The sequence below is a fragment of the Streptomyces sp. NPDC004667 genome, assembly GCF_040609475.1.
Classification (GTDB): domain Bacteria; phylum Actinomycetota; class Actinomycetes; order Streptomycetales; family Streptomycetaceae; genus Streptomyces.
In genome coordinates this window covers 109,852-120,640 of the sequence record NZ_JBEXKC010000019.1, presented here as the reverse complement: position 1 = coordinate 120,640, position 10,789 = coordinate 109,852, and the positions used below count along the sequence as shown (strand labels likewise).

Annotated in this window: 10 protein-coding genes; 3 read left to right on the top strand and 7 right to left on the bottom strand. The window is 72.1% G+C overall.

All coding sequences use genetic code 11. The features are described from left to right. Positions 1–273: 273 nt before the first annotated feature. The 5 genes from ABZW32_RS13960 to ABZW32_RS13940 form a co-directional block, all read right to left on the bottom strand. A complete protein-coding gene (locus ABZW32_RS13960; RefSeq protein WP_356215156.1) occupies positions 274–1,674 on the bottom strand; it encodes an FtsW/RodA/SpoVE family cell cycle protein in 1,401 nt (466 codons plus the stop codon). Beyond that, the gene (locus ABZW32_RS13955) at positions 1,662–2,891 is read right to left on the bottom strand and encodes an LCP family protein (protein WP_356215154.1); all 1,230 of its coding nucleotides are present in this window, start codon (positions 2,889–2,891) and stop codon (positions 1,662–1,664) included. Before ABZW32_RS13955 ends, ABZW32_RS13960 begins: the two co-directional genes overlap by 13 nt. Positions 2,892–2,997: 106 nt before the next feature. After that, positions 2,998–4,365: a HAMP domain-containing sensor histidine kinase gene (locus tag ABZW32_RS13950; protein WP_356215152.1), complete on the bottom strand. Its 1,368-nt coding sequence runs from the start codon at positions 4,363–4,365 to the stop codon at positions 2,998–3,000. Further along, on the bottom strand, positions 4,358–5,038 hold the full coding sequence (locus tag ABZW32_RS13945) for a response regulator transcription factor (RefSeq protein ID WP_030230753.1): 681 nt from the start codon (positions 5,036–5,038) through the stop codon (positions 4,358–4,360). The genes ABZW32_RS13950 and ABZW32_RS13945 overlap by 8 nt, the downstream gene beginning before the upstream one ends. Positions 5,039–5,185: 147 nt before the next feature. Then, positions 5,186–5,620 (bottom strand): DUF6234 family protein, encoded by a 435-nt coding sequence (locus ABZW32_RS13940; protein WP_356215150.1) that lies wholly within the window; start codon positions 5,618–5,620, stop codon positions 5,186–5,188. Between the two features lie 301 nt (positions 5,621–5,921). Between ABZW32_RS13940 and groES the strand changes: the two genes are divergently transcribed. Both groES and groL read left to right on the top strand, forming a co-directional pair. Then, complete coding sequence (groES, locus tag ABZW32_RS13935) at positions 5,922–6,230, top strand: co-chaperone GroES (protein WP_356215148.1); 309 nt, start codon at positions 5,922–5,924, stop codon at positions 6,228–6,230. 136 nt (positions 6,231–6,366) lie between these two features. Further along, positions 6,367–7,995: a chaperonin GroEL gene (gene groL, locus ABZW32_RS13930; RefSeq protein ID WP_356215146.1), complete on the top strand. Its 1,629-nt coding sequence runs from the start codon at positions 6,367–6,369 to the stop codon at positions 7,993–7,995. Positions 7,996–8,160: 165 nt separating this feature from the next. On the opposite strand, the gene ABZW32_RS13925 is transcribed toward groL, so the two are convergent. Both ABZW32_RS13925 and ABZW32_RS13920 read right to left on the bottom strand, forming a co-directional pair. Beyond that, complete coding sequence (locus tag ABZW32_RS13925) at positions 8,161–8,859, bottom strand: ester cyclase (protein ID WP_356215144.1); 699 nt, start codon at positions 8,857–8,859, stop codon at positions 8,161–8,163. A gap of 84 nt (positions 8,860–8,943) precedes the next feature. Continuing rightward, positions 8,944–9,717 carry an SDR family oxidoreductase gene (locus ABZW32_RS13920; RefSeq protein ID WP_356215142.1) on the bottom strand — a complete coding sequence of 258 codons (774 nt, stop codon included), beginning with the start codon at positions 9,715–9,717 and terminating at the stop codon, positions 8,944–8,946. Between the two features lie 161 nt (positions 9,718–9,878). On the opposite strand from ABZW32_RS13920, the gene ABZW32_RS13915 reads away from it, so the two are divergent. Next, the gene (locus ABZW32_RS13915; protein ID WP_030230765.1) at positions 9,879–10,781 is read left to right on the top strand and encodes a LysR family transcriptional regulator; all 903 of its coding nucleotides are present in this window, start codon (positions 9,879–9,881) and stop codon (positions 10,779–10,781) included. Positions 10,782–10,789: the final 8 nt, after the last annotated feature.

Genomic DNA, 10,789 nt, shown 5'->3' with positions numbered 1-10,789 from the left:
GGCCGAAGGCCATCGCGAAGCGACGCGACCGAAGGGAGCGCCCTTGAGGGACCGGACCGGCGCGGAAGGACGATGGACTGGCGGGAAGCCCCCAGTCCTGCTCTGATCCGGGCCGGCCGGGTCCCGCCGCCCCCGGGCCCCGGGCCGGGGGCGTGCTCCGACCCGGGTCGGGGGCCGGCCGGTTCCGGCGAGCCCCTGTGGTCCCGCCGTCCGCGCGAGCGCCCCGCCCCGCGCCCGGCCGGGGGGTGGGCCGGGGCGAAGCCCCGCCCCCCCTCACCGCCCCGCCGCCACCACCGGTGTGATCGTCGTTTCCGCCGGGCCTCGGGCGTCCGCTTCGCGTTGGCGTTCCGCGCTGTCGCTGATGCGGAGGAGGAGGGCGATCATGATCCAGTTGGCCAGGAGGGAGGAGCCGCCCTTCGCCAGGAAGGGCAGGGCCTTGCCGGTCAGGGGGATCAGCCCCGTGACGCCGCCCGCCACCACGAAGACCTGGAGCGCCAGCGCCGAGGCCAGGCCGACCGCCAGCAGCTTGCCGAACGGGTCGCGCGCGGCCAGCGCCATCCGCAGCCCCCGCTGCACGAGGAGGGCGTAGAGGATCAGGACGGCCATGACCCCGGCCAGGCCCAGTTCCTCGCCGACCGTCGTCAGGATGAAGTCGCTGCGGCCCGCGAACTTGATCAGCTCGGGGTGGCCCATCCCCAGGCCGGTGCCCGAGATGCCGCCGGTGCCGAAGCTGAACAGCGCCTGCGCCGACTGGTCGGAGGTGACGCCCGGCGGGCGGTCCTTCCAGTAGTAGGAGAGCGGGTTGAGCCACGCCGCCACGCGGGCCTTCACGTGCGGCTCGGTCGCCCCCACCGCGAAGGCGCCCACCGCCGCCATGAACAGACCGCACACGATCCAGCTGGTGCGCTCGGTGGCCACGTAGAGCATCACCACGAAGACGCCGAAGAAGATCAGCGAGGTGCCCAGGTCGCGCTCGAAGACGAGGACGAGCATGGACAGGACCCACACCGTGACGATCGGGCCGAGCTGGCGCATCGGCGGCAGGCGCATGCCCAGGAACTTCCGGCCCGTCAGGGCCAGGGAATCCCGGTGGATGACCAGGTAGCCCGCGAAGAAGATCGCGATCATGATCTTCACGAACTCGCCGGGCTGGAGCGAGAAGCCGAAGAGGATGATCCAGCGCTTCGCGCCGTACGTGTCCGCGCCGAAGAACGCCGGCGCGATCAGCAGCACCAGCGCGACGGCCATCGTGATGTAGATGAACCGCTGGAGCAGCCGGTGGTCGCGCAGCAGCGCCACCACCAGGATGCAGGCGGCGACCCCGACCACCGTCCACATCAGCTGGCCGGGCGCGTTCGCGTCGGAGCCGTACCGCTCGATGTACCCCTGGTCGAGGCGGTGGATCAGCACCAGGCCCAGCCCGGTCAGCAGCATGGCGAGCGGGAAGATCAGCGGGTCGGCGTACGGCGCGAACCGGCGGATGCCCAGGTGTCCCACCAGGGACAGCAGCGTCAGGCTGATGACGAAGCTGACGAGCTGCTGCGGCAGCTCCCCGTTCATCGCCAGCCCGGCGCTCACGTGGCCGAAGACGGCGATGCCGATGACGAGGAGCAGGAGCAGTGCCTCGGTGCGGCGGCGCGCACCCGACACCGTCTGGGGCCTCAGTCCACGCACGGTATGCCGCCGCCGTCGATGATGCCGGGCTGCTCCGTGGGGGAGGGAGGTGCCGGCGGTGACGCGGCGGGTGAGGATGAGGATGAGGGGGGCGGCGGGGAAGAGGGTGAGGAGGCGGCGCCCGGTGCACTCGGGGTCGCAGTGGCCTGGGGACCGATCTGCTCTGCAATGAGGCGCTTTATCTTCATATCATCTACGACGTTGATGTCCTCCCCATGGTTCCTTCCGAACCCCTCCACGGGGAGTGTCGTAAATTGCACTTTGCCCCCGGACAGGTTCTTCGCCTGCTTCACGAAGGCCAGCAGATCCCAGCCCGCGTCCGTCACGACGTCCTGTTTCGCGGTGTCGATCAGCTTGAGCAGCTTCGCCGGGTCCGTGAAGGTCCCGGCCGAGTTCAGCTTCTGCGTCGCGCCCGCCAGGAACGCCTGCTGCCGCTTCGTCCGGTCGAGGTCGCCCATCTCCAGCCCGTGCCGCTGCCGTACGAAGGCCAGGGACTCCTTGCCGTTGAGGGTCTGGCGGCCCGCCGGGAAGTCGGCGCCCGAGTACTTGTCCTTCACCGGCTTCTTCAGGCACACCGGTACGCCGCCCAGTGCGTCGGCCAGGTGGTAGAAACCGGCCAGGTTCAGCTCGGCGAAGTGGTCGACCGGGACGCCCAGGAAGTTGCGCACGGTGTCGATCTGGGCCTTGCGCCCCGCCTCGCGCCCCTCGTGTTCCAGCCGGCGCCGGTCGTTGACCCCCTGCGCCGTCAGCTGGTCCTCCTTCGCCGACTTCGCCAGCCCGTACGCCTTCTTGATCTTGTCCTTGCCGTGGCCGGGCACGCCGGAGAGGTCCACGAAGTCGTCGCGCGGTATGGAGAAGGCCTTCGCCTTGCTGCCGTCGCCCGGCACGTGCAGCAGGATCATGGTGTTGGCGTTGTAGCCGCCGATGTCGGAGCTGCCCGCGTGCAGCTGGTCGAGGACCTCCTCGGGCAGCGGGTCGCCGTTCTGGTCGCGGCGGCTGTCCAGGCCGATGAGCAGGATGTTCAGGTCCCCGTGCGCCGATTTCTCAGCACCTTCCAGGGCCTTGGAGCTGCCGATGCTCGACGCGAGGTCCCGGTAGAGGTACCAGGCCGTGCCGCCCGCCATCACCGTCAGCGCGCAGCCCGTGATCAGCAGCGTGCGCCCGATCCGCCGGGGCCGGGCCCGGCGGCGGCTGGTCTTCCTTCGATGCGCGCTCATGGCTGTCGATGCTGATGCAGGGCCGCTGAAGGAATCCTGAGCGCCCGCCCCGGCACCCCCGCCCCGGCACCCCCCGCCCCGGCCGTGCCGCCCCCGGCGGCGGCTTTCAGCCCGGGCGCCGCGTGGGCACGCGCAGCTCCAGCCGGGCGCCCGTGGCACCCTCCCCGGGCGGCAGAGCGCGTACGTCGCCTCCGTGGGCCCGCGCGATCTCCCGGGCGATGGCCAGGCCCAGCCCGGTCCCGCCCCCGGCCCGCCCCCGGTCCGAGTCGAGGCGTACGAACCGCTCGAAGACCCGGTCCCGGTCCGCCTCCGGGATGCCCGGACCGTCGTCCGTGACCTCCAGTACCGCCCAGCCGTCCTCGGCGACGGCCCGGACCAGGACCCCGGAGCGGGCGTACCGCAGGGCGTTGTCCACCAGGTTGGCCAGGGCCCGCTCCAGCCGCGCCGGATCCCCGTACGCGGGTACGGGCGCGGGCGCGGCCGGCCGCACCGGCACCCGGGGCGCGGGCCGCCGGGCCGCGTCCTCGGCGGCGAGCAGCGCGAGGTCGACGGGCTCGGGGCGCGGCGCGGGCCCGCCGTCGAGGCGGGCCAGCAGCAGCAGGTCGGCGGCGATCCGCTGGAGCCGTTCGGTGTCGGCCAGCGCGGCCGCCACCGACTCCCGGTCGGGACGCGGCCGGGCCAGGGCGACTTCCAGCCGGGCGCGGACGGCGGCCAGCGGGTTGCGCAGCTCGTGCGAGGCGTCGGCGGTGAACTGGCGCTGGCGGGCGTCGGAGCGTTCCAGCCGGTCGAGGGTGTCGTTGACGGTCCGGGCCAGCCGGGCGATCTCGTCGGCGCCGCCCGGGTCGGGCACGCGCCGGTCGAGCTCGCTGGCGGTGACGGCGGCGAGTTCGGTACGGATCGCGGTGACGGGCCGCAGCGCCTGCCCGGTGACCCACCAGGCCAGGGCCGCCGCGAAGGCGATCAGCGGGGGCGCGCCGGCGAGCAGCCCGAGGGCGATGGCGCGGGTGGCGTCGTCGACGTCGCTGAGCACGGTCATCGCGTAGACGGTGTAGGGGGTGTGCGGACCGCCGCCGGTGCCGGGGGCCTGGACGACGACGGCCACCCGCCGCTCCGCACCGGGGGCCGTGGGGGCGAGCACGACGGAGCGGGAGTCCTGGCCCGGCGCGGGGCGCAGGCCGTCGAGGCCGGGGACCTCCTGAGGGCCCCCGCTGGTGGCGACCGTCCGCCCGGCCGCGTCCCGTACGAGGACCAGGTCCACGCCGCTCTCCGGCGCGGGCAGCCGCCCGCCGGGCGGGAGGGTGCGGGTGTCGAGCTGGGCGGCGACCTTGCGCGCGGCGAGCTCGGTGCGGCCGGTGGTGTTGTCGAGGAGGTTGGCGCGCATGAGGGTGTACAGCCACAGTCCGCCGCCGGCCAGGACGGCGGCCATCGCGAGGGCGGCGGCCAGGGCGGCCCGGGCGCGGATGCTGCTAACCACCGTCGGGGGCCATCCGGTAGCCGGTGCCGTGGACGGTGAGGATGGAGCGGCGGCCGAAGGGGGCGTCGATCTTCTTGCGCAGGGAGGAGACGTAGACCTCGACGATGTTCGGGTCGATGTCGTGGGGGGCGTCCCAGACCTCGTCGAGGATGTCCTGTTTGGCGACGGCCCGGCCGGGGCGCTCCATCAGGCAGGCGAGGACGCCGAGCTCGCGCGCGGTCAGTTCGATGTCGTGCGTGCCGCGGCGGCAGCGGCGGTCCTGCGGGTCGAGGACCAGGTCGCCGGCGCGCAGCACGGTGGGTTCGGGGGCGGCGGCGCGGCGGGCGAGGGCGCGCAGCCGGGCGCCGAGCACGACGAAGGAGAAGGGTTTGGTGAGGTAGTCGTCGGCGCCCGCGTCGAGGCCCTCGGCCTCGTCCTGCTCGCCGTCCTTGGCGGTCAGCATCAGGACGGGGGTGGGGACGCCGTGGGCGCGCATCCGGGCGCAGATCTCGGCGCCGCCGAGGCCGGGGAGCATCAGGTCCAGGAGCACGGCGTCGTACGGGCCGCCGGTGAGGGCCAGTTCCAGGCCCCGGTGGCCGTCGTGGGCGACCTCCACGCGGTGGCCGTCGGCGGACAGGCCCTGGCGGAGGGATTCGGCCAGGTTCTCTTCGTCTTCGACCACGAGGATGCGCACGGCTTCCACTCTCACACACCGGTCTCTCGCACCGGTCTCACACGCCCGTCTCTCGCACCGGCTCCCGCGCACCGGCTCCCGCGCACCGGCTCCCGCGCACCGGTCCCGCGCACCGGTCCCGCGCACCGGATCCGCACACCGGCCGCGTCAGCCCCCCGGGCACTCGTGGGCGTCGCCGCCGCTGAAGCACTGTCCGTACGTGCCCCGGTACGGGGACGAGGGCGCGGGCGGATCGGACCGCAGCCGGTCGCGGGACTGGTAGGCCACGCCCGCGGTGCCCGCGAGCAGGGCCGCGCACACCAGTGCCTGGACGCATCCGGTGACCGGCGCGCGGCGGCGGAAGGCGCGGCCCGAGACGACCCCGGCGGCCACGGCGGCCAGGACGAGTCCGCCCGGCAGCAGGACCAGGACCGTGGTGTCGTCGCCCCCGGTGCCCTGGGCGTCCCAGGTGGCGACGACCGCCACGTAGAGGCCGACGGCGACGGCCGCGGCCTCCAGCAGGGTCAGCAGCAGGGCGGTCGCGATGTCCGCGGCCCAGTCGGATCCGGTGCGCGCGCGTTCGGCGCGTGTCGGTCTCGTCATGGGGGCAGTCTCGTTCGCGGGCCGGTGCCGCCGCCTGAGTACGGATACCCAGGGGTACCCACGGGTACGTCGCACGTGCCTTCGGGTTCTCGGCCAAGGGGCGGCCGGATGACGACGCCGCGCGAGCTGGATTGGCACTCCGCTTGACCGAGTGCTAATCGCCGGAATAGTCTCGCGTCTGGCACTCGCCCCTGGTGAGTGCCAACACAGCGACAGGCAGATCCGGCACCCGCGACGACGGATCGACCTGGTCGCCACCTCAGACAGTTAACCCCGGATCTCCGAAGGGGGAGGTCGGATCGTGACGACCACCAGCTCCAAGGTTGCCATCAAGCCGCTCGAGGACCGCATCGTGGTCCAGCCGCTCGACGCCGAGCAGACCACGGCCTCTGGCCTGGTCATCCCGGACACCGCGAAGGAGAAGCCCCAGGAGGGCGTCGTCCTTGCCGTGGGCCCGGGCCGCTTCGAGGACGGCCAGCGTCTCCCGCTGGACGTCAGCGTCGGCGACGTCGTCCTGTACTCCAAGTACGGCGGCACCGAAGTGAAGTACAGCGGCGAGGAGTACCTCGTCCTCTCGGCCCGCGACGTGCTCGCGATCGTCGAGAAGTAATTCGCTTCTCCAGTTTTGCCTTGAGCTACGCCCCTGGTCACCCCTGCTGATGCCGGGCGGCGAGGGGCGTAGTTCGTTCTAGCCAGGCGGTCGCGGTGAGCGGCCGGGGATCGCAACGAGAGGGCTGACCGCTCCCATGCCGAAGATTCTTAAGTTTGACGAGGACGCCCGTCGCGCCCTCGAGCGCGGTGTCAACAAGCTTGCCGACACGGTCAAGGTGACGATCGGCCCCAAGGGCCGCAACGTCGTCATCGACAAGAAGTTCGGCGCCCCCACCATCACCAACGACGGTGTCACCATCGCCCGCGAGGTCGAGCTGGACGACCCGTACGAGAACCTGGGCGCCCAGCTCGTGAAGGAGGTGGCGACCAAGACCAACGACATCGCGGGTGACGGCACCACCACCGCCACCGTGCTGGCCCAGGCGCTGGTCCGCGAGGGTCTGCGCAACGTCGCCGCCGGCGCTTCCCCGGCCGCCCTGAAGAAGGGCATCGACGCCGCGGTCAAGGCCGTGTCCGAGGACCTCCTCGCGACCGCCCGCCCGATCGAGGACAAGTCCGACATCGCCGCCGTGGCCGCGCTCTCCGCGCAGGACCAGCAGGTCGGCGAGCTCATCGCCGAGGCGATGGACAAGGTCGGCAAGGACGGTGTCATCACCGTCGAGGAGTCCAACGCCTTCGGCCTGGAGCTGGAGTTCACCGAGGGCATGGCCTTCGACAAGGGCTACCTCTCCCCGTACATGGTGACCGACCAGGAGCGTATGGAGGCCGTCCTCGACGACCCGTACATCCTGATCAACCAGGGCAAGGTCTCCTCGATCCAGGACCTCCTGCCGCTGCTGGAGAAGGTCATCCAGGCCGGCGGCTCCCGCCCGCTGCTGATCATCGCCGAGGACGTCGAGGGCGAGGCGCTCTCCACCCTCGTCGTCAACAAGATCCGCGGCACCTTCAACGCGGTCGCCGTCAAGGCCCCCGGCTTCGGCGACCGTCGCAAGGCGATGCTGCAGGACATGGCCACCCTCACCGGTGCCACCGTCATCGCCGAGGAGGTCGGCCTCAAGCTCGACCAGGCCGGCCTGGACGTCCTCGGTTCCGCGCGCCGCGTGACCATCTCCAAGGACGACACGACCATCGTCGACGGTGGCGGCAACGCCGCTGACGTCGCGGGCCGCGTCAACCAGATCAAGGCCGAGATCGAGTCCACGGACTCCGACTGGGACCGCGAGAAGCTGCAGGAGCGCCTGGCGAAGCTCGCCGGCGGCGTCTGCGTCATCAAGGTCGGCGCCGCCACCGAGGTGGAGCTCAAGGAGAAGAAGCACCGTCTCGAGGACGCCATCTCGGCGACCCGCGCCGCGGTCGAGGAGGGCATCGTCTCCGGCGGTGGCTCCGCGCTCGTCCACGCCGTCAAGGTCCTCGACGAGAACCTCGGCCTGACCGGCGACGAGGGCACCGGCGTCTCCGTCGTGCGCCGCGCCGCCGTCGAGCCGCTGCGCTGGATCGCCGAGAACGCCGGCCTGGAGGGTTACGTCATCACCTCCAAGGTCGCCGAGCTCGACAAGGGCCAGGGCTTCAACGCCGCCACCGGCGAGTACGGCGACCTGGTCAAGGCCGGCGTCATCGACCCGGTCAAGGTCACCCGCTCCGCGCTGGAGAACGCCGCGTCCATCGCCTCCCTGCTGCTCACGACCGAGACCCTGGTCGTCGAGAAGCCGGCCGAGGAAGAGGCCGACGCCGGTCACGGCCACGGTCACGGCCACAGCCACTGAGGCTCCACGGCCACTGAGGCCGACGGCGCCTGACGCGTGAGAAGGCCCTGGTCACCGCTGCCGAGCGGGGGTGACCAGGGCCTCTTGCGTGTCCGCGCCGTCGACGCCTCCCGCGCCGTACGGGTATCCCGCGCCGTCCGGGCATCCGGGCGTCCGGGTGTCCGGTCAGCCGGGCATCATGCCCAGCTGCCGCATCAGACCGGGGGCGTCGTAGTACCACCAGTCCTCCGCGATCTGGCCGTTCTCGATCCGGCAGGTCATGCATCCCGACATGCTGACTTCCTTGCCGGTCGGCGCGACTCCCATGAACTCGCCCTTGTGGGTGCCCTTCCAGTTCCACAGCGTGGTGACGCAGTCCCCTTCGGCCATCTGGCGCGTCTTGTCGAACGTGAAGTCGAACGCGTCCCGCCACATGCCGATGGTCCGCCGCAGCCCGTCCCGGCCGTTGCCGCGGCCCTGCGTGTCCATCATGTCGTGGGTGACGTAGTCGGCCGCGACGCACTCCTCGATGGCGTCGAAGTCGCCCTTCACGGCGATCTCGTCGAAGACCCGGTTCGCGACCAGCTTGTTGAGGTACTCGTCCCGGACGACGTCGAGGTTCATGAACTTCGGCATTCCCTCGCAGAGGGCCACCATCTCCTGGAACATCCGGTCGGTCTCGGGGAGGTGAGAGTTCCTCATGGCCTCCTCGTAGGACGGGAATTCGACGAGGTCCACGTAGTGCGTCTGCGCGTCGCGGTCCCGGCCGATCATGGTGTGGGTGACCGTGCGCCTGCCGCTGGTCTGTTCCGCGTAGCGGTCGATGAGCGCGTTCATCTCGTCGAACCGCTTCGTCTCGTAATCGATCACCTGTACGAATGTCATCGCGTCGCCTCCTGCGGTGGATGGGACACGTCCAGTTTAGGGAGATTTCACCCACTTGGTGCGCTTACCTGTGGGTCACACCGGTTACTGGGGGCCGTACTTGCGCCCGGTGCGGGAGGACACGCCGCCGAGGATCCCGCGCGGCGTCAGCTTCACCACGCCCATCAGCGCCTTGTACCGAGGGTCGGGGATCGACACGGTCTTGCCGCGCGCCAGGTCCGCCAGGGCCGCCGCCACCAGCTTGTCGGCGTCCAGCCAGAGCCAGCCCGGGATGTTGTCCGTCCCCATGCCCGCCCGCTGGTGGAACTCGGTCCGCACGAACCCCGGGCACAGGGCCATCAGCCGCACGCCCGAACCCGCGAGGTCCCGTGCCGCCCCCTGGGTGAACTGCACGACCCACGCCTTGCTCGCGCCGTAGGTGCCGCGCGGTACGAAGGCCGCCACCGAGGCCACGTTCACCACCCCGCCGCGCCCGCGCGAGCGCATCGACCCGGTCGCCGCCGAGGTCAGCCGCAGCACCGCCTCGACGTGCACCTTGATCATGGCCAGCTCGTCGGCCATCGACACGTCGAGGTAGCGGCCCTTGTTGCCGAATCCCGCGTTGTTGACCAGCAGGTCCACCGGGTGCGTACGGTCCCCCAGACGGGTCTCGACCGCCGCGATGCCCCGCTCCGTGGAGAGGTCCGCGGGCAGCACCTCCGCCTCGATGCCGTGCCGGTCGTGCAGCTCGGTGGCCTGCTCGGCCAGCCGCTTGGTGTCGCGGGCCACCAGCACCAGGTTGTGCCCCTGGGTGGCCAGGCGGCGGGCGAAGGCGGCGCCGATGCCCGCCGTGGATCCCGTAATCAACGCAGTCGTCATGTGCGCAACCTAGCCGCCCCGCACGGCCTGGGCGCCTGTGCGGGCGGGTGCGTACGCAGTCGTGATCTTCCGGCTCCGCGGTGTCACCGGAAGCGGCCCCGAGCTCAAAGGGTCAAGCCGGACATTGGCGCCAACGTCAAAGCCGGGCTTATGCTCGAACCGTGATTGAGGCACGCCATCTCCGGGTCCTGCGCGCTGTCGCCGGGACCGGGTCCTTCTCCGCCGCCGCCCGCGAGCTCGGCTGCACCCAGCCCGCCGTCTCCCAGCAGATGAAGGCCCTCGAACAGTCGGCCGGCACCCCGCTGCTGATCCGCACGGGCCGCGAAATGCGGCTGACCCAGGCCGGCGAGGCCCTGGTGCGCCACGCGGCCGGGATCCTGGCCGGGCTGACGGCGGCCGAGGAGGAGGTCGCGGCCATCGCCGGGCTGCGCGCCGGCCGGGTCCGGCTCGTCTCCTTCCCGAGCGGGAGCTCCACCCTGGTGCCGACCGCGCTCGCGGCGATGCGCGCCGCGCACCCCGGCACCCGCATCTCGCTGGTCGAGGCGGAGCCTCCGCGGTCGGTGGAGATGCTGCGCGAGGGGGACTGCGACCTGGCCCTGGCCTTCCGCTACGGGGGCGGGGCGGCGGGGGCGGCGGCCGAGTGGGAGGACCTGGTGGTCACGCCGCTGCTCACCGACCGGCTCGTCGGGCTGGTTCCCGAAGGGCACCGGCTGGCCGGCGCCGAGCGGGTGGGCATGGCGGAACTGGCCGAGGAGCCCTGGATCGCGGGCTGCCCGCGCTGCCGCCGCCACCTGGTGGAGGTGTGCGAGGGTGCGGGCTTCACCCCGCGCATCGACTTCGCCACCGACGACTACCCCGCCGTGGTCGGGCTGGTCGGGGCGGGGCTCGGGGTCGCGGTGCTGCCGGAGCTGGCGGTGGAGTCCGTACGGGCCAAGGGCGTGAGCACCCTGGCCGTGGAGCCGGCGGTGGAGCGGGAGGTCGTGGCGCTGACGCTGCCCGACCTGGCGCGCGTACCGGCGGTGGCGGCGACCCTGGGTGAGCTGGTGCGGGCCGCCGCGCGCTGACCCCCGCC

What these genes read in the sequence shown, in the direction of transcription:
- ABZW32_RS13955 (WP_356215154.1), bottom strand. Translation starts at nt 2,891, where the DNA reads ATGAGCGCGCATCGAAGGAAGACCAGCCGCCGCCGGGCCCGGCCCCGG.
- ABZW32_RS13940 (WP_356215150.1), bottom strand. Translation starts at nt 5,620, where the DNA reads ATGACGAGACCGACACGCGCCGAACGCGCGCGCACCGGATCCGACTGG.
- groL (WP_356215146.1), top strand. Translation starts at nt 6,367, where the DNA reads ATGCCGAAGATTCTTAAGTTTGACGAGGACGCCCGTCGCGCCCTCGAG.
- ABZW32_RS13925 (WP_356215144.1), bottom strand. Translation starts at nt 8,859, where the DNA reads ATGACATTCGTACAGGTGATCGATTACGAGACGAAGCGGTTCGACGAG.
- ABZW32_RS13920 (WP_356215142.1), bottom strand. Translation starts at nt 9,717, where the DNA reads ATGACGACTGCGTTGATTACGGGATCCACGGCGGGCATCGGCGCCGCC.